12 protein-coding genes are annotated in these 18,674 nt (G+C 76.4%); 9 read left to right on the top strand and 3 right to left on the bottom strand.

Translation table 11 applies throughout. The annotated features are described in order from the left end of the window. From ACFP3R_RS25910 to ACFP3R_RS25885, 6 genes are all read left to right on the top strand, one after another. Nucleotides 1-3,570, top strand: a 3,570-nt coding sequence (locus ACFP3R_RS25910; RefSeq protein ID WP_380639224.1) for an SDR family NAD(P)-dependent oxidoreductase, incomplete at its 5' end; no start/stop codon positions are given. Beyond that, entirely contained in the window at nucleotides 3,567-8,225 is a 4,659-nt protein-coding gene (locus tag ACFP3R_RS25905) for a beta-ketoacyl synthase N-terminal-like domain-containing protein (RefSeq protein ID WP_380639230.1), read from the top strand. The genes ACFP3R_RS25910 and ACFP3R_RS25905, both read left to right, overlap by 4 nt. Further along, nucleotides 8,222-8,530, top strand: a complete 309-nt coding sequence (locus tag ACFP3R_RS25900; RefSeq protein ID WP_380639222.1) for an acyl carrier protein — start codon at nucleotides 8,222-8,224, stop codon at nucleotides 8,528-8,530. The genes ACFP3R_RS25905 and ACFP3R_RS25900 overlap by 4 nt, the downstream gene beginning before the upstream one ends. Then, nucleotides 8,530-9,333: an alpha/beta fold hydrolase gene (locus ACFP3R_RS25895; RefSeq protein WP_380639228.1), complete on the top strand. Its 804-nt coding sequence runs from the start codon at nucleotides 8,530-8,532 to the stop codon at nucleotides 9,331-9,333. Before ACFP3R_RS25900 ends, ACFP3R_RS25895 begins: the two co-directional genes overlap by 1 nt. Beyond that, on the top strand, nucleotides 9,330-10,553 hold the full coding sequence (locus ACFP3R_RS25890; protein WP_380639220.1) for a glycosyltransferase: 1,224 nt from the start codon (nucleotides 9,330-9,332) through the stop codon (nucleotides 10,551-10,553). Before ACFP3R_RS25895 ends, ACFP3R_RS25890 begins: the two co-directional genes overlap by 4 nt. Before the next feature lie 44 nt (nucleotides 10,554-10,597). Further along, entirely contained in the window at nucleotides 10,598-12,334 is a 1,737-nt protein-coding gene (locus ACFP3R_RS25885; RefSeq protein ID WP_380639218.1) for an ABC transporter ATP-binding protein, read from the top strand. 43 nt (nucleotides 12,335-12,377) lie between these two features. Here the strand turns inward: ACFP3R_RS25885 and ACFP3R_RS25880 are convergent, their stop codons facing one another. Together ACFP3R_RS25880 and ACFP3R_RS25875 are read right to left on the bottom strand one after the other, a co-directional pair. Next, on the bottom strand, nucleotides 12,378-13,199 hold the full coding sequence (locus ACFP3R_RS25880) for an SGNH/GDSL hydrolase family protein (protein WP_380639216.1): 822 nt from the start codon (nucleotides 13,197-13,199) through the stop codon (nucleotides 12,378-12,380). A gap of 135 nt (nucleotides 13,200-13,334) precedes the next feature. Next, nucleotides 13,335-14,489, bottom strand: coding sequence for an SGNH/GDSL hydrolase family protein (locus ACFP3R_RS25875; RefSeq protein WP_380639214.1), 1,155 nt, complete (start codon nucleotides 14,487-14,489; stop codon nucleotides 13,335-13,337). Between the two features lie 172 nt (nucleotides 14,490-14,661). On the opposite strand from ACFP3R_RS25875, the gene ACFP3R_RS25870 reads away from it, so the two are divergent. Next, nucleotides 14,662-15,540 carry an isocitrate lyase/PEP mutase family protein gene (locus tag ACFP3R_RS25870; protein WP_380639212.1) on the top strand — a complete coding sequence of 293 codons (879 nt, stop codon included), beginning with the start codon at nucleotides 14,662-14,664 and terminating at the stop codon, nucleotides 15,538-15,540. 93 nt (nucleotides 15,541-15,633) lie between these two features. Here ACFP3R_RS25870 and ACFP3R_RS25865 read toward each other — a convergent pair whose 3' ends face one another. Continuing rightward, nucleotides 15,634-15,987: a hypothetical protein gene (locus tag ACFP3R_RS25865; protein ID WP_380639210.1), complete on the bottom strand. Its 354-nt coding sequence runs from the start codon at nucleotides 15,985-15,987 to the stop codon at nucleotides 15,634-15,636. A gap of 78 nt (nucleotides 15,988-16,065) precedes the next feature. Here ACFP3R_RS25865 and ACFP3R_RS25860 point away from each other — a divergent pair, with 78 nt between their 5' ends. Next, nucleotides 16,066-17,523 carry an MFS transporter gene (locus tag ACFP3R_RS25860; protein WP_380639208.1) on the top strand — a complete coding sequence of 486 codons (1,458 nt, stop codon included), beginning with the start codon at nucleotides 16,066-16,068 and terminating at the stop codon, nucleotides 17,521-17,523. Nucleotides 17,524-17,554: 31 nt separating this feature from the next. Next, on the top strand, nucleotides 17,555-18,661 hold the full coding sequence (locus ACFP3R_RS25855) for a M20 family metallopeptidase (protein WP_380639206.1): 1,107 nt from the start codon (nucleotides 17,555-17,557) through the stop codon (nucleotides 18,659-18,661). The last annotated feature ends 13 nt before the right edge of the window (nucleotides 18,662-18,674 follow it).

Below are 18,674 nucleotides of genomic sequence, written 5' to 3'. Positions count from 1 at the left end.
CCCCGCCCGCTGGCTCCCCTGGCCGGGGAAGAGGACCGCGCCCTCGCCCCCCGGTCCGCCGTCGGCGTGGACCGGCTGCGGGCGGCGGTCGCGGGGGAGCGGACCGAGGGCGTGTTCCACGCCGACGGCGAACCGGCGGGCGAGGTCGCGTTCCTCTACCCCGGCCAGGGCAGCCAGCGGCCGGGCATGATGGCCGAGCTGCTCGTGGCGTTCCCCGAGGTGCAGCGGCACCTGCGGCTGGGCGCGCGGTGGGCGGACGTGCTCTACCCGCCGGCGGCGTTCGACGAGGGCGCGCGGGCCGAGCAGGTCGAGCGCGTCACCGACACGCGGGTGGCGCAGCCCGCGCTCGGCGTGGTCGAGCTGGCCGCCACGGACCTGCTGGCCGCGGTCGGCGTGCGACCGGACCTGGTGGCCGGGCACAGCTACGGCGAGCTGTCCGCGCTGGCCGCCGCCGGGGTGTTCGCGCCGGCCGACCTGCTCGCCGCGAGCGCCGCGCGCGCCGAGGCGATCCTGGCCGCGGTCCGCGACGGCGACCCCGGGACGATGGCGGCGGTGTCCGCCGACGCCGAGCGCGTGCAGGCCGTGCTGGGCGACTCGCCGGTGGTGGCCGCCAACCGGAACTCGCCCCGGCAGACCGTGGTCTCCGGGCCCTCCGACGCCGTGGCGCGGGCGGTCGACGAGCTGCGCGCGGCCGGGCTCGACGTGAAGCCGGTGCGGGTGGCGTGCGCGTTCCACAGCCCGCTGGTGGCGGGCGCGGGAGAGGCGTTCGGGCGCGTGCTGGAGACGTTGCCGCTGCGCGAGCCGACCCTGCCGGTGTGGTCCAACCGCACCGCCGGCACCTACCCCGCCTCGGTGGCCGGGGTGCGCGCCGAGCTGGCCGCGCAGATCGGCGCGCCCGTGCGGTTCGCGGAGCAGGTCGAGGCCATGCACGCGGCGGGCGCGCGGGTGTTCGTCGAGGTCGGGCCGGGTCGGGTGCTCAGCGGCCTGGTGGACGCGGTGCTCGGCGACCGCCCGCACCGGACCGTGCCGCTGGGTGACGGCCTGGTCGGCTTCCTCACCGCCCTGGCGCGGCTGGCCGTGGCCGGGGTGGACGTGCGCACCGGCCCGCTGGTGCGCGGTCGCGACGCGGTCGACCCGGCCGCCCTGCCCGCCGCGCCCGGCTGGACCGTCGACGGCCACCTGGTGCGCCGCGCCGACGGCACCGCCCAGCCCGGCGCCCTGCAACCCGCCCGACGTGTCACGGAGGCGCTCGTGCCCGAGCAGCACACCCCGGCGGCGTCCTCGGACGCCGTGATCGCGGACTTCCTGCGCACCAGCCGGGAGCTGATCGCGGCGCAGCGGGACGTCCTGATGACCTACTTCGGGGCGTCCGGGGTCCCGGTGCCGCCCGTCGCGGTGACCGGCCTGCCGGTCACCGTCGAGCCCGTGGCCGTTGCGCCGCTGACCGTTGCGCCGCTGACCGTTGCGCCGGTCACCGTTGAGCCCGTGGCCGCCGGGCCGGTGGACGTGCTGGCGGCGGTGGTCGAGGTGGTCGCGGAGCGGACCGGTTACCCGGTGGAGATGGTCGAGCCGGGGTTGGACCTGGAGGCGGACCTGAGCGTGGACTCCATCAAGCGGGTGGAGATCGCGGGTGACCTGGCGGCCAGGCTCGGGCTCCCGCTGGACGGCACGACCGGCCTGGACGACCTGGCGCGGGCGCGCACCGCCGCCGGGCTGGCCGAGGCGCTGTCGGGCCTGCTCACCGTGCCTGTGGCGGTTCCCGCGGCGGTCGGACCCGTCGACGTGCTGGGCACGGTCGTGCTGGTCGTGGCGGAGCGGACCGGTTACCCGGTGGAGATGGTCGAGCCGGGGCTGGACCTGGAGGCCGACCTGAGCGTGGACTCCATCAAGCGCACCGAGATCGCCGGCGAGATCGCGACCCGGCTGGGCCTGGACCTCGGCGACGGCTCGGGGATGGAGGCGTTGGCGGCCGCGCGCACGGCGGCGGCGATCGCGGACCTGATCAGCGCACGGGTGACCGGCACCGCCGCGCCCGCTGCCGCCGAGCTGCCCGCACCCGGTTCGGCCCCTGGCTCGATCCCTGGCTCGGTCCTCGGTTCCGCACCCGGTTCCGCCCTCGGTTCCGCCCCCGGCCCGGCCCTCGGTCCCACCCCCGCCTCCACCCCCGGTCCCGCCGCCGTGGTGATCGCCCCGAAGCGCCTGGTGTTCGAGCAGTTCGAGCTGCCCGCCCCGTCGCTCGACGTGCGGGGCGCGCGGGTCGTGCTGGTCGGCGCGGGCTCCGCCGAGGTGGCCGCCGGGCTGCGCGCGGCCGGCGTCGAGGTGGTCTCCGACCCGGCGGGCTCCTTCGTGGTCCACCTGGGCGCGCTCGACGCCGCCGAGTCCCTGCTGCCCGAGGAGTTCCCGGTCCTCCAGGCGCTGCTCGCGGCCGGTCCGCGCGGCCTGCTGGCCGTGGACCGGCGCGGCGCCGGGGCGGCGACCGGCCTGCGCGGCTTCTTCCGCACCCTGGCCCGCGAGTACCCGGACGTGGTCACCACCCTGGTCGAGGTCGACGACGGCGCCGACGTCACCGCCGCGCTGCTGGCCGAACTGGGCGCGACCGAGCACGAGCCGGTGGTGCTGGCCGGTGACGGCCGGCGCGGGCTGCGGCTCGCCGTGACCGACCTGGGCCCGGTCGCCGCCGCCGGGGCCGGTCCCGCCGGTGACGGCGCGGCCGAGGCCGAGGCCGCCGGGCTGGACCGGGACGCGGTCGTGCTCCTGGTGGGCGGCGCGCGCGGCATCACCGCCCGCTTCGCCCGGTCGCTGGCCGCGGCGGGCCGGTGCCGGGTCGAGCTGCTCGGCCGCACCCCCGCGCCGACCGGGCCGGAGGACCCGGCCACCGCCGGCCTCACCGAGCGGGCGGCGCTGCGGTCGGCGTTCATCGGCCGCGGCCTGACCTCGCCCGCCGAGATCGAGCGGGCGGTGTCCGCCCTGCTGGCCGAGCGCGAGGTGCGCACCACCCTGGCCGACCTGACCGCCCTGGGCAGCCCGGTGCGCTACCACGCGGTCGACGTGCGCGACGCGGAAGCCGTGCGCGCCACGGTGAAGCGCGTCCACGACGACCACGGCAGGCTCGACGCGGTGGTCTACGCGGCGGGCGTGATCGAGGACAAGCTGGTGGCGGAGAAGTCCGTGGAGTCGTTCCGGCGGGTGTTCGGCACCAAGGTCGACGGCGCGCGCACCCTGCTCGACGCCGTGGACACCCTGCCGGACGGCCCGCGCTACGCCGTGCTGTTCGGCAGCGTCGCCGCGGCCCTGGGCAACCGCGGCCAGTGCGACTACGCGGCGGCCAACGACGCGCTGGAGGAGCTGGCCCGGCGCTGGTCCCGGCCCGGTCGGCGCGGCCTGACCGTCCACTGGGGACCGTGGGCGGCGGCGGGCGGCGGCATGGTGACGCCGGAGCTGATGCGGTCCTACGCGGCGCGCGGCATCTCGCTGATCGACCCCGACGAGGGTCCGCTGTGCCTGCTGCGCGAGCTGGCGTGGGGCCCGGCCGACGAGCACGCCGTCGTCTACACCGCCTCCGGGTGGTGACCGGGGTGGTCCCGCAGACCGCGGACGCCGTGGCGATCGTCGGCATGGCGGTGCTGTTCCCTGGCGCGCCCGACCTGGACGCGTACTGGCGCAACATCGTCGACGGCGTGGACGCCATCGGCGAGGTGCCGCCGGACCGGTGGGACGGCGAGTTCTACGACCCGGCCGGGCCGCGGCGCGCGGACCGCGTGTACTGCCGGCGCGGCGGGTTCGTCGACGCCGCGGTGGACGTGGCCGGGTTCGGCGTGATGCCGGGGTCCGTGCCGGGCACCGAGCCCGACCAGCTGATCGCGCTCCAGGTCGCCGCCGACGCCATCGCGGACGCGGGCGGGGACGCGGTGCTGCCCGCCGACCGCCGCCGGGTCGGCGTGGTGCTCGGCCGGGGCGGCTACCTCACGCCCGGCCTGGTGCGGCTGGACCAGCGGGTCCGCACCGCCAACCAGGTCGTGCGCACGCTGCGCGAGCTGGTGCCCGAGCTGGACGACGACCGGCTGGAGCGGGTCCGCGCGGCCTTCGCCGACCAGCTCGGCCCCGAGGCCCCGGAGTCGGCGATCGGCCTGGTGCCCAACCTCGCCGCCTCGCGCGTGGCCAACCGGCTGGACCTGCGCGGCCCGGCCTACACGGTGGACGCGGCGTGCGCGTCGTCGCTGGTGGCGGTGGACCAGGCGGTGCGCGAGCTGACCGGCGGCCGGTGCGACGTGGTGCTGGCCGGCGGGGTGCACCACTGCCACGACATCACGCTGTGGAGCGTGTTCAGCCAGCTCGGCGCGCTGTCCCCGAGCCAGCGCATCCGCCCGTTCCACCGCGGCGCGGACGGCGTGCTGATCGGCGAGGGCACCGGGGTGGTGGTGCTCAAGCGGCTGGCCGACGCCGAGCGCGACGGCGACCGGGTGTACGCGGTGATCGCCGGGACGGGCGTGGCCAGCGACGGGAGGTCCGCGAGCCTGCTCAACCCCGACCCGGGCGGCCAGGTGCGGGCGGTGCGCCAGGCGTGGGAGGCGGCGGGCCTGGACCCGCGCGAGCGGGACGCGGTGGGCCTGCTGGAGGCCCACGGCACCGGCACCCCCGCCGGCGACGGCGCGGAGCTGGAGACCCTGGCCGAGGTGTTCGGCCCGGCGGACGGCCCGCGCGCCGCGCTCGGGTCGGTCAAGTCGATGATCGGCCACACCATGCCGGCCGCCGGGATCGCGGGCCTGGTCAAGGCCGCGCTGGCGGTGCACCACCGGGTGCTGCCGCCGACCCTGCACTGCGACGAGCCGCACCCCGCCCTGGCCGCGACCCGGTTCGAGCCGCTGGCGCGGGCCCGGTCCTGGGAGACCCCGGCGAGCGGCGCGCCCCGGCGGGCGGCGGTCAACGCCTTCGGGTTCGGCGGCATCAACGCGCACGTGGTGCTGCACGAGGCACCGGCCGCGACCGCCAGGGTGGCGGTCACCGAGCCGACGCGGGTGCTGCGCCTGGCCGCCGCCTCCCCGGCGGACCTGCTGGACCTGCTGGACGCCGGGGCGGAGGGCCTGGACGAGCGCGCCGCCGTGGGCGAGCCGTGCCGCCTGGGCATCGTCGACCCGACGCCGCGCAAGCTCGCGCTGGCCCGCAAGGCGGTGGCCAAGGGCGTGCCGTGGCGCGGCCGCGGCGACGTGTGGTTCAGCCCGCGACCGCTCGGCGGGCGGACCGCGTTCCTGTTCCCCGGCCTGGAGGCCGAGTTCGAACCGGCGGTGGCCGACGTGGCGCGGCGGTTCGGCCTGCCCTGGTCGGTCGACGGCGGCACGCGCGTCGGCGACGTCGGGCGGCACGGCGTGGCGGTGTTCCAGGTCGGCCGGGTGCTCGACGCCGCGCTGCGCGGGCTGGGCGTCGTGCCGGACGCGGTGGCCGGGCACAGCGTGGGGGAGTGGACCGCGATGGCGGCCGGCGGCATCCACGCCCCGGAGGAGGTGGACGCGTTCCTCGCCGCGTTCGACCCCGGGGCGCTGCGCGTGCCCGGCGTGGTGTTCGCGGTCATCGGCACCTCGGCGGAGCGGGTGGTCGAGGCGCTGGCCGAGCACCCCGGCGTGGTGCTGTCCCACGACAACGCGCCCAGCCAGGCCATGGTCTGCGGCCCGGAGGCCGAGGTGGACGCGGTGGTGCGGCGGTTCCGCGCGCAGGCCGTGATCAGCCGGGTCCTGCCGTTCCGCTCGGGCTTCCACACGCCGATGCTCGCGCCCTACCTGGACCCGATCCGCGAGGCCGCGCAGGGCTACACCCTGCGCCCGGCCTCCACCCCGGTCTGGTCGGCCACCACCGCGGCCCCGTTCCCGGACGAGCCGGGCGCGGTGCGGGAGCTGTTCATCCGGCACCTGCTCGAACCCGTCCGCTTCCGCCCGCTCACCAGCGCGATGCACGACGCCGACTTCCGGACCTTCGTGCAGGTGGGGCCGGGTCAGCTGGGCTCGCTGGTGGACGACACCCTGGCGGGCCGGGATCACCTGGTGGTGTCCGCGCACGGTGGCCTGGCGCAGCTGCGGAGGGTGGTCACGGCCCTGTGGGCGCACGGCGCCGAGGCCGACGCCGGTCCGCTGCTGCCGGCCCGCGCGCCGGTCCGCGCCACGCGCCGCGCCCCGGTGCGGCTGGAGCTGGGCAACCCCCTGGTCTCCCTGCCGGAGGACCGGCGGGCTGAGCTGGGCCCGGCCGCCGCGCGCACGCGGCCGGTGGCCGCGCCGTCGTACCCGATGACGGCGTCGCCGTCCCCGGTGGCCGCGTCGCCGCACCGGGTGACGGTGCCGCCGCACCCGGTCGGCCTGCCCGGCGACCCCCTGGCCGGTCTCGCCGGGAACCCGCTGGCGGCCGAGCTGTCCGCCCTCCTGCACGACACCGCCGGGATCGCGGCCGAGCTGATCAGCGCCCGCGCCTCGGCGGTACGCACCGCGACCCGCCTCCCGGCCCCGCGACCGGCCGGCCCGGTCCTGCGCCCGACGACCCCCGCGCCGGCCACTTCCGCGCCGGCCGGCCCTGTCCCAACCGGCCCCGTGCCGGCCAGTCTCGCGCCGACCCGCCCCGTCCCTGTTGGCCCCGTCCCGACCGGCTCCGTCCCGCCCGGCCTGGTCGCCCCGCCTGGTTTCGCCCCGCCCGGCCGCGGCGCCCCGAGAGGCTCCGCCACCCCCGTGCCGCAGGTGTCGTCGGTCCTGCGCGTCAGCCTCGACGAGATGCCCTACCTGCGCGACCACTGCTTCTTCCGCCAGCGCCCGGACTGGCCGGACGAGGCCGACCGCTGGCCCATCGTCCCCGCCACCACCGTCATCACCCACCTGATGGACCTCGCCGAACGCGTCACCCCGGGCCGGCGCGCGGTGGCCGTGCACGACGTGCGGCTGCTGAAGTGGATCACCGCGATCCCCGCCGCCGACCTCCCCGTCTCCGTCCGCCGGGTCGTCCCGGACCGCGTCGAGGTGTCCCTGACCGGGTACTCGCGGGCGGTCGTCGAGCTGGGCGACCGGTACGCCCCGCCACCCGGGCCCTGGCCGCTCGACGCCCCCGAGCGCACCCCCGACCTGACCGCCCGGCAGCTCTACGACGAGCGCTGGATGTTCCACGGCCCGCTGTTCCAGGGCGTGGCCGAGCTGACCGCGATCGGGGACCGGCACGTGCGCGGTGTCCTCGCGGACCTGCCGACCCCGGGCGCGCTGCTGGACAACGTCGGCCAGCTGTTCGGCTACTGGGTGATGGCCGTGCTGCCCGAGCGCACCACGGTCTTCCCGACCCGCCTGGACCGCCTCGTGCTGCACGGCCCGCGCCCCGAGGGGCCGCTGGACTGCCACGTCCGGATCACCGGCGTCACCGACCTCACCGTGACCGCGGACGTCCAGCTCTCCCAACACGGCCGGGTGTGGGCCCGGATCACCGGCTGGACCGACCGCCGGTTCGACACCGACCCGAACATCCGCGCCGTGGACCGGTTCCCCGGCGCGCACACGCTGTCCGCGGTGGACGACGAGGGCTGTGCCGTCGTGCACGAGCGGTGGCCGGACCTGGCGACGCGCGAACTGGTCATGCGCAACGTCCTGGGCGGCGTCGAGCGCGACGCCTACGAGGCGCAGCCGCCGAGCCGCAGGCGGCAGTGGCTGCTCGGGCGCATCGCCGCCAAGGACGCCGCCCGCACCGTGCTGTGGCGCGGGGGAGTGGGCGACGTCTACCCCGCCGAGGTGGCCGTGGACGACGACGCCGAGGGCCGGCCCCGCCTGCGCGGTGTGCACGGGCGCGACGTGTCCGGTATCGACGTCTCCATCGCCCACCGCGCGGAGGTCGGCGTGGCGCTCGCCGCGCGCGGGCCCTGCGGCATCGGGGTGGAGGAGATCCTCGACCAGCCGGTTCCCGGCCGGCCGGCCTCCGACCAGTGGGTCCCCGACCCGGCGCGGCGGGCGCTGCCGGGCGGCTCACCCGACAACCCACCCGGCGACCCGAACCGCTGGGCCGCCGCCCACCGGGCCGCCGTCCAGGCCGTCGCCGCGCGGTGCGGCACCGGACCGGAGGAACCCCGGGTCGTGTCGGCGGCCGGGGACCGGCTGTGCGTCGAGGTGGCGGGCGCGGCGTACACCGTGCGGGTCCGCGACCTGGTCAACCCGCCGGGCCTGCCGCCGCGGCGGTACGTCGTCGCGTGGACCGCACAACGAGGAGAGGCACCATGAGCACCGAGACCACCACGCCCGCGACCGACCCCGGGGCCGTGCTCGACGACATCACCGCGATGCTGCGCGAGCTGCTCGACGAGCAGGGCCTGGACGACGTCGAGATCACCCGCGAGGCCACCTTCCACGGCGACCTGGAGCTGGAGAGCATCGACCTGGTGACGCTGTCGGCGGCGCTGCGCGAGCACTACGGCGACCGGGTCAACTTCGCCGAGTTCGTGGCCGAGCTGGAGCTGGACGAGATCATCGGGCTCACCGTCGGCCAGCTGGTGGACCACGTGGTCGACGAGCTGCGGGCGGCGTGATGGCGAAGCTCCGCACCGGCGGGATCACCACGCACGTGCAGCGCCTGCCCGCCGCCGGCGGTGGCGCGGACGTGCCGGTGGTGGTGTTCGTGCACGGCCTGCTCACCGACAGCCTGGCCAGCTACTACCTCACCGTCGGGCCGGGGTTCGCCGCGGCGGGAGTGGACGTGCTGATGTACGACCTGCGCGGGCACGGCCGCAGCGACCGGCCGGCCACCGGCTACCGGCTGGAGCAGTTCGTCGACGACCTGGCGCACCTGCTCGACGCCCTGCCCGAGACCCGACCCGTGCACGTGGTCGGCAACTCGTTCGGCGGCACGGTCGCCGCGGGCCTGGCCGCCTGGCACCCGAAGCGCGTGGCCACCGTGACCATGATCGAGTCCGAGCCGCCGGTGGCGACCTGGCTGGAGCACATGGCCGACGGCTTGGCCGACGCCAAGGCCAGGCTCGCGCGCGAGGAGGTCATCGGCTGGATCGAGGCCAACCACGGCTCCCACACCGCCCGGCTGTCCCGGGGGGCGAGCCGGATCCTGGAGGCCACCACGCTGGCCGAGGACGTGCCGCGCAGCCGGGTGATCGACGACGACCTGTCCGCGCTCGGCTGCCCGCTGCTGGCGGTCTTCGGCGACCGGTCCGGGCTGGCCGCCCAGGTGCCCGACCTGGAGGCCAGGCTGTCCGACTGCCGCACCGTCGTGCTGCCCGACCAGGGCCACTCGGTGCTCATCGAGCGCCCGCACGAGACCCGCGAGCTGGTCCTGGGGTGGGTGCGCGACCACCATGCGCTGACGGGCGTGACCGGGTGAGCCGGTTCCTGCTGGTGGTGCCGCCGCTGGTCGGTCACGTCAACCCGCTGGTGGCGGTGGCGGCGGAGCTGGGGGACCGGGGGCACGAGGTGGCCTGGGCCGGGCACGCCGACCTGGTGCGCCGGCTCGCCGGTCCGGGCGCCCGGGTGTTCGACTGCGACCTGCCGCCCTCCGGGGGGCTGGTCCGGCCGCCGGGGCTCACCGGCCCGGCCGCGTTCCGGTTCCTGTGGCGGGACTTCTTCGTGCCGCTGGCCGAGGCGATGGCCGACGGCGTGGCGGCGGCCGTGGCGGACTTCCGCCCGGACCTGGTGCTGGCCGACCAGCACGCGGTGGCCGGGCCGCTGGTGGCCGAGCGCCTGGGTGTGCCGTGCGCGGCGTCGGCCAGCACCTCCGCGGAGCTGGTCGACGTGCTCGCGGGCCTGCCGAAGGTGCGCGACTGGCTGACCGACCTGCTCGGCGCCCTGCGGTCGCGGATCGGGGACCCGGCGGCGGTCGGGGACCCCCGCCACCCGCCGCTCGGCGTGATCGGCTTCACCACCCGCGCGCTGGTCGGGGACGTCGACCTGCCCGCCGGGGTGCGGCTGGTCGGCCCGGCCGTCACCGCCCGGCCGGCCGGGGAGTTCCCGTGGGACCTGCTGGCCGCGGACCGGCGGGTGGTGCTGGTCAGCCTGGGCACGGCGAACACCGACGCGGGCGGGCGCTTCCTGGCCGCCGCCGCGGCCGCCCTGGTGGCGCGGCCGCACCTCCAGGGCGTCGTGGTCGACCCCGGCGGGGTGCTGGTCGAGGCGCCGCCGGAGGTGCTGGTGCTCCCGCACGTGCCGCAGCTGGAGCTGCTGGCCCGGTGCGCCGCCGTGGTGTGCCACGCGGGCCACAACACCGTGTGCGAATCGCTGTGGCACGGCGTGCCGCTCGTGCTCGCGCCCATCCGCGACGACCAGCCCGTGGTGGCGGACCAGGTGGTCGCGGCCGGCGCGGGCGTGCGGGTGCGGTTCGGGCGGGTGGGCGCCGAGGGGCTGGGCGAGGCGCTGGACGCCGTCCTGGACCAGGCCGGCGGTCACCGGGCCGCCGCCGCGGCGATCAGCCGGTCGTTCCGCGAGGCCGGCGGCGCGAGCGCGACGGCCGACCACCTCGAACGGCTCACCGCCGCCCTGCCCGCGCCCACCGGTGCCCCGACCGCGCCCACCGCCGCCCTGCCCGCGCCCACCGCCGCCGGCCGCTGAGCCGCGCTCCTCCCCGACGCCCCACCGACCTCCCGGGACCGAAGATGACTGAACCGGCCAAGCCCCTGCGCGTGCTGCTCACCTACGCCCGGCCGCACCGGGCGGTCCTGCTGGGCAGCCTGCTGCTCGTGCTGGCCGCGAGCGCCTGCGGGCTGGTGCAGCCGCTGGTGGCCCGGGACGTGCTGGAGTCGCTGGGCACGGGCGAGCCGCCGCTGCGCCCGGTGCTGCTGCTGGCCGCGCTGGTGGTCGCGGGCGCGGCGCTGACCGGCGTGCAGTCGTGGTGGCAGCAGCGCACCGCCGAGCGGGTGGTCCGGCAGGTGCGGCGGGACCTGGTGTTCCGGTTGATCAGGCTGCGCGTGCCGGAGCTGGACCGCCGCCCGCCCGGCGACCTCACCGCCCGCGTCACCTCCGACAGCACGCTGGTGCAGAACGCCGCCACCGAGGGGCTGGTGATGGTCGCCAACGGCCTGCTCACCACGCTCGGCGCGGTGGCGATGATGGCGACGGTCCACGTCGGCCTGCTCGGTGTCACCGCGGGCGTGATCGTGTTCGTGGCGGTGCTGCTGCTGGTCGTGCTGCCGCGCATCCGCGTCGCGGTGGCCCGCGCGCAGTCCGCGGTGGGCGCGGTCGGCGCGGCGCTGGACCGCGCGCTCGGGGCGGCCCGCACGGTCAAGGCCAACGGCGCCGAGGCCCGGGAGACCGCGCTGGCCGGCGCGGCCGTGGACGAGGCGTACGCCGCCGGACTGGTCGGCGCGAAGTACGTGGCCGTGGTGAAGGTGCTGACCGGCGTGGCGATCCAGGGCGCGTTCCTGGCGGTGCTGGGCGTCGGCGGCGCGCTGGTCGCGGCGGGCGGGATGACCGCGCCGGAGCTGATCGCGTTCCTGCTCTACGTGTTCTACCTGGCCTCGCCGATCGGGTCGCTGGCCGCGGGCCTGGGCGTGCTCCAGCAGGGCCTGGGCGCGGTGGGGCGCATCGACGAGGTGCGCGGGATGCCGGTCGAGGAGGACGTGGACCTGCCCGTGGCCGCGCCGGACGGCCCGCCGCCCGCGGTGGAGTTCGACGGCGTGGAGTTCGCCTACCCCGGCCGGGAGCCGGCGTTGCGCGGGGTGTCCTTCACCGTCGCGCCCGGCACGCAGACCGCGCTGGTCGGCCTGTCCGGCGCGGGCAAGACCACCGCGTTCGCGTTGCTCCAGCGGTTCTACGAGCCCACCGGCGGCACCGTCCGGGTCGACGGCGTGGACGTCACCACGATGCCGCGCGCCGAGCTGCGCAGGCTCATCGCCTACGTGGAGCAGGATTCGCCCGTCATGGCGGGCACGCTGCGCGACAACCTGCTCTACGCCGCGCCGGACGCCACCGCGGCGGACGTCGAGGAGGCGCTGCGGGCGACGCGGCTGCTGGAGTTCGTGGAGCGGCTGGACGCCGGGCTCGACACCGAGGTCGGCACGCGCGGTGTGGCCCTGTCCGGCGGTGAGCGCCAGCGGCTGGCCATCGCCCGCGCCCTGCTGCGCAAACCACGGGTGCTGCTGCTGGACGAGGCCACCGCGCAGCTCGACGCCCGCAACGAGCACGCGCTGCGCGACGCGGTGGACCAGGCGTCCCGGCGCTGCACGGTGGTGCTGATCGCGCACCGGCTGTCCACGGTGACCGACGCGGACCAGATCGTGGTGCTGGAGCGGGGCGAGGTGCGGGCCTCGGGCACGCACGCGGAGCTGGTCGCGGTCGACGGCCTGTACCGGGAGCTGGCGGCCACCCAGCTCCTGGTGCCCGCCGGTGGCTGAGCCGGGCCGGGGCGCCCGCTCGCGGCGGGCGCCCCGGTTCCCGTCACGCGCCCGTGATGCCCGCGGTCAGCGAGTTGAGCGTGGCGTAGTAGCCGTTGCGGTGACCGGCCGCGTTCGGGTGGTAGGACTCGTTGATCTTGTCCCACTCCAGGCTGGTGACCCACTTGGTGCCGCTGGAGCACAGCGAGTGCGGGTCGAACACCGGTCGCGCGTCGAGGAAGGTGAACCCGGCCTCGGCCGCGCGCTGCGCCATGATGGTGGCCAGGGTGTCCGAGGCGGAGTTCAGCGCGGTGCGCTCGGTGTCGCTGAGCCCGAAGATGCCGCAGGAGCCTCGGATCGTGTAGAGCCGCGGGTAGCCGACCACGATCACCCGGGCGGACGGAGCCTTGGCCCGCACCGCCGCGTAGAGCTGCGCCAGGCCGGGGGAGAGGTAGGCGTTCGCGGCCTGCTTGGCGAGCTCGACGCCGTTGATGCAGTCGCGGTCGTCGATGGTCAGCACGCAGTTGGTCAGCACGTCGACGAAACCGACGTCGTTGCCGCCGACCTGGATGGTGATCAGCGTGGTGTCCGCGGTGACCAGCGGCAGCTGGTCGGTCGCCATGGTGGTGGTCGTGGCGCCGGAGCAGGCGGCTTCCACGAAGGCCACGGACGGGTGGGCCGCGGCCCACAGCCGCGGGTAGGTCAGCGGACCCCGGCGGCACGCGTCGTTGGGGTTGTCGTAGGTGCGGGTGCCGGGGGCGGTCGTGTAGGAGTCGCCGAGGGCGACGTACTTGCCCGCCAGGGGCGCCGCCTGGGCGGGCGCGGCGATGACCGCGGTGGCGATCAGCGCCAGCAGTACGGGGAACAGGGCCCGTGGTGCGCGCATGGATCTCGTCTCCATCGGGGTTGGGTGGAGCGGACCCTTTCAGGACTAACAGTTGATGTTGTGGGTGAATACCCCACAAAGGGTGGCAAAGAGTGAATTTGTCACTAATGGTGCGGGATCCCGAGGGGGCGGCCCTCACCAGGGGAGGCGCAGACCGGCCAGGTGCCCGGTGAGCAGACCGGCGATGACCCGGTGGTCGTGCAGCGAGAAGTGCCAGTCGCAGCCGAGGCGGTCCAGCTTCGGGTCGTCGTAGTACCAGTAGCGGACCCGGTCGTCGCCCCGGGCGTTGCGCTCGCGCACCACCCGCTCGGCGGCGTCGGCGAACGCGGTGGTGCCACCCGCGGCGGTCGCGCCGACCACGATGGTGGTGCCGGGGCCGTACCGGTGGCGCAGCCGGTCCAGGAACCCGTGGTAGGCCGTCCGGTAGGCGGTGACCAGGCTCTCCGCGGTCCACGGCTCGCCGGGGTTGATCGCGGTGGAGAAGTCGTTGGTCCCCAGGCCGATCACGACCAGTTGCGGTCGCCACCCGTCGTGGCCGCGTCGGCTCTCGTCCAGGTGCTGGAGCACCCGGTCGTAGTAGGTGCGGAAGGTGACGCCGGGGTCGCCGCCGTTGTAGTTGCGGACCATGCCGAGCCCGGACTGGGCGTTGACCCGGTAGTCCGCGCCCAGGGCGCGGGCGGTGAGGGGGCCGAAGGCGAGGTCGGCGTTGGTGTTGCGGGCGACCCCGCCGTTGGCCGAGCAGTCGCGCTTGGTGGAGGTGTTGCCGTAGCCCGCGGTCAGCGAGTCGCCGATGAACTCGATCCGCCGGTGCCGGGCCTGGGGCTTGGCCAGGAGCCGGCCTCCGGGTTCGGCGGTGAAACCGCCGAACGCGCCCGCGGCCCACGGGCTCTCGGTGCGCTTGACCAGCCGCACCCGGTGCTCGGCGTCGGTCAGGCCGGTGATCCGGTGGGTGGTCCGACCCGGGGTGACCAGGGTGGCGACGGTGGTCCCGTCCACCTGGACGTCGTAGTCGTTGTGGGGGTCGTCGAGCACCACCCCGACCCCGGTGCCGCGGAAGCGGCCCTCGAAGTAGACGCCCGGCCAGGTGTACCGGACGAGGTCCGGCCCGCTCTGCACCCGACCCGCGGTGTGCGCCCGGGAGAGGGCGCCGGGGGCCGCGTGGGCGGGGGCCGCGGTGGCGGCGACCGCGGCCGCGGCGACCAGGGCCGCGAACCGGAACCGACGGGTGAGGTGCATCGCCATCCCTCCGCGAGGCGTCGCCGGCGGGTCGTCGGCCTCGGTGCTCGACATGCTGGGAGCGTTCCCGGGGCGACGGTAGCGAAGACCGGTCGGAACGTGAAGGCCCCTCCGGTCGGGTGTGCGCGACGACGTCGGAGGCGCGGACCCGGGCACGGGCCGCGACGATGTGGATCATCCTTTCGATATCTCGACCCCGACCGCTCCGGCCGGCACCGTGCCCGACATGGGTCACGCGGCAACGGGTTACGGGGAAGCGCTGCGCCGGGCGGTGGCGTCGAACCGGGTCACGCCGGTCATCGGCGTCTTCGACATGCTGTCGGCGTCCGTGGCGGCACGGCACTACGACGCGCTGTTCGTCTCGGGCTTCGGCCTCGCCGCGTCCCACTACGGCTTGCCCGACCTCGGGTTCATCGCCTGGCCGGACGTGGTGTCGTTCGTGCAGCGGCTGCGGCTGGTGTTCCCGCGCCACCACCTGCTGGTGGACATCGACGACGGTTACGTGGACCCGGAGGTCGCCTGCCACGTGGTGCGGAGCCTGGAGCAGGTCGGCGCCTCGGGCGTGGTGCTGGAGGACCAGCGGCGGCCGCGGCGGTGCGGGCACGTGGGCGGTAAGCAGGTGCTGCCGCTGCCCGAGTACCTGGAGAAGCTGGGTCGCGTGCTCGACACCCGCACCGACCTGTTCGTGGTGGCCCGCACCGACGCCACCGAGGAGCCGGAGATGCTGCGCCGGGCCGCCGCGCTGGCGGGGACGGACGCGGACGCGGTGCTGGTCGACGGGGTGCCTTCGGTCGAGGTGATCCGCGGGGTGCGGGAGGCGGCGGGCGCCACGCCGGTGGTGTTCAACCAGATCGCGGGTGGCCGCTCGCCGCGGTTGGACCTGGCGGACCTGGCCGGGCTGGGGGTGGACGTGGCGATCTACAGCACGCCGTGCCTGTTCGCCGCGCACGCCGCGATCGACGACGCCCTGGTGGAGCTGAAGCGGCGTGACGGCGCGCTGCCGGGTGGTCCGGTCGGGGTGGCCGAGTCGCAGGCGCTGCTGGCGCGCAACACGGGTGACCGCGAGGTACCCGTGCCGCGCGCCGCGCGGGCGCTCAGCGGCTGACCGGTCCGCTCCTGCCGCTTGGCCCCGACCGCGCTTGGCCCCGACCGCTCAAACCGCGACCGCCCAGCCCGCGACCGCCCAGCCCGCGACCGCTCACCCCGCGACCGGCGTGGGCCGCCACTCCTCCTGCCAACCGTGGCGGGTGTCGTAGGCGGCGGCCAGCAGCCGCAGCACGTCGTGGTTCCCGGTGCCCTCCACCTCCTCGCGCAGCCAGCGCGCCTTCTCCTCGAACGGCACGGGGGTGCGCTCCGTCATCGCCTGGGCGGGACCGGGCACGAGCACCAAGCCCTGCCGGTCATCGGTGCGCAGCACCCGCAGCCTGCCCTGGCGCTCGGCCTCGTCCAGCAGCGGCAGCTCCTCGCGCTCCAACCGCCGCTCGTCCTCGTCCAGCCCGTCCAGCACGAACCGGCGCAGGTCCTCGTCGGTCACGTTCGCCTCGGCATCCATGCCGGTGGGGTATCCCGCCGCCGTCGCGATCACACCCGCCGCCGTGCGGGTGATCGCGACGGCGAGTAGGAAGAGGGGGTGACCAGCGCGTACGAGCCCGACCCCCGGCGGTGGCGGGCGCTGACGGTGACCCTGGTGGCGGGCTTCATGAGCCTGCTCGACGTCAGCATCGTGTCGGTGGCGCTGCCGTCCATCCAGCACGGCCTGGGCACCACCCCGGCCGGGGTGCAGTGGGTGGTGTCGGGCTACGCGCTGGCCTTCGGCCTGGCCCTGGTGCCCGCCGGGCGGCTCGGCGACGCCATCGGCCGGCGCACCGTGTTCCTGTGGGCGCTGGGCGGCTTCGTGCTGTTCAGCGCCCTGGCCGGGCTCGCGCCCACCACCGAGGTGCTGGTGGTGGCCAGGCTGTTGCAGGGCGTGTCGGCGGGCGCGCTGGCGCCGCAGAACTCCGCGCTGATCCAGCAGCTGTTCCGGGGCGCCGAACGCGGCCGGGCGTTCGGGTTCTTCGGCGCGACCGTGGGCATCTCCACGGCGGTCGGCCCGGTGGTCGGCGGCGTCATCCTCGCGGTGGCCGGCGAGGACGAGGGGTGGCGCTGGATCTTCTACGTCAACGTGCCGATCGGCGTGGTCGCGCTGGTGCTGGCGGCCCGCCTGCTGCCGCGCCGGAGCGGCGGGCGGCGCGGGCAGCTCGACCCGCTGGGCGGTGGGCTGCTGGGCGCGGGCGTGCTGGCGGTGATGCTGCCGCTGGTGCTGGCCGAGGCGGGCGGGCTGGCCGAGCTGTGGTGGCTGTTCCTCGTCGGCGCGGCGCTGCTGGTGCTCTTCGTGGGCTGGGAGCGGCGGCTGGCGGCGCGCGGCGGCGACCCGGTGCTGGACATCGGGCTGTTCACCGGCACCCCCGGCTACGGCACGGGCGCGCTGCTGGGGATGGTGTACTTCGTCGGCTTCAGCGGGATCTGGCTGGTGTTCGCGCTCTACTTCCAGACCGGCCTGGACTACACGCCGCTGGAGTCCGGGCTGGCCGTGACGCCGTTCGCGGTGGGTTCGGCGGCCTCGGCCGTGGTCGGCGGGCGGCTGGTGGAGCGGTGGGGCCGCAGGCTGACCGTGACCGGGCTGAGCCTGGTCACGGTCGGTCTCGCGGTGACCGCGCTGGTGCTGCGGCTGGCGCCCGCGCACGTCGCCGGGTGGGCCGTGGCGCCCGCGCTGCTGGTGGCGGGCATCGGCGGCGGCTGGGTCATCTCGCCGAACACGACGCTGACGCTGCGGCACGTGCCGGTGTCCATGGCGGGCGCGGCGGGCGGCGCGTTGCAGACCGGGCAGCGCGTCGGCGCGGCGGTCGGCACGGCGGCGCTGGCGGGCGTGTTCTACGCGGTGCTGGCGGCCTCGGACCGGGACTACCGGGTGGCGGTGTCGGTGGCGATCGGCTGCGCGGTGGTGGCCGTGGCGCTGTCGCTGGTGGTGGCCGTGGTCGAGCTGCGCGCCCGGCCCCGGTGCCCGGCCGCGGTGGAGGGCGTCGACCCGGTCGCCTCCGACGCGGGCTGACCGGGCGGGCGGGACCGGGCACGATGTCCGGGTGGACCCGCTGACGCTCGTCGAGGACCTGATCGCCATCCGGTCGACCGCCGACCGGCCCGACGACCTGGGGCGCGCGCTGGACCTCGTGCTCGACGCCGTGGGACCCGGCTTCACGGTCGAGCGGTTCTCCTCGCGCGGCAAGCCGGGCGCGCTGGTGCACGCGGGGGACCGGCGACCCCACTTCCGGGTGATCTTCAACGCCCACCTCGACGTGGTGCCGGGTGCGGACGGGCAGTTCCGGGCCCGCCGGGAGGGCGATCGGCTGATCGGCCGCGGCGCGCAGGACATGAAGCTGTCCGCGCTGGTGCTCGCCGCGGTGTTCCGGGAGCGTGCGCGCGACCTGCCGTTCCCGCTCGGGCTCCAGCTCGTCACCGACGAGGAGGTCGGCGGGCGCGACGGCACCCTGCACCAGCTGGAGCAGGGGGTGACCGGCGACTTCGTGGTGATCGGGGAGCACAGCGCGCTGCGCGTGGTGCACGAGTCCAAGGGCCTGGTCGTGGCGCGGCTGCGCGCGACCGGGCGCGCCGGGCACAGCGCCTACCAGTGGCTGGGCGACAACGCGGTGCTCAAGGTGGTGCGCGCGGTGGACGCCGTGCTGGCGGAGTACCCGGTGGCGGTCGAGGAGGAGTGGCGCACCACGGTCAACCTCGCCCGGATCACCACCGACAACCGGGCGCTCAACCAGGTGCCCGCCGACGCGACCGCCCACCTGGACATCCGGTTCCCGCCGGAGGACCCGGACTTCACCGGCCGCACGCCCGAGGAGGTGGCCGCGCACCTCACCGCGCTGTGCCCGCCGGGCGTCGTCGCGGAGGTCGACGCCGTGGAGCCGCCCCACCGGGCCGATCCGGGGAACCCCGACGTGCGGGCGTTGCGGCGGGCCGCGCGGGCTCAGGGCTACCCGGGTGAGCTGCTGCGCAAGCACGGCGCGGCCGACTCGCGGTTCTGGTTCCAGCGCGGGGTCGACGCGGTGATCTTCGGGGTCGGCGGGGACGGGCAGCACGGACCCGACGAGCACGCCGACCTGACCACGGTCGAGCCGTACCGGCGGGCGCTGACCGCGTTCCTGGACGACCTCGCCGGGGGCCCGTTGCCGAACGCGTAACCCATTGGTTACG

It is taken from the genome of Saccharothrix lopnurensis (assembly GCF_042658445.1).
Classification (GTDB): Bacteria; Actinomycetota; Actinomycetes; order Mycobacteriales; family Pseudonocardiaceae; genus Actinosynnema; species Actinosynnema lopnurensis.
Note: the sequence above shows the minus strand (reverse complement) of the source record. Positions and strands in the feature narration are given on the sequence as shown.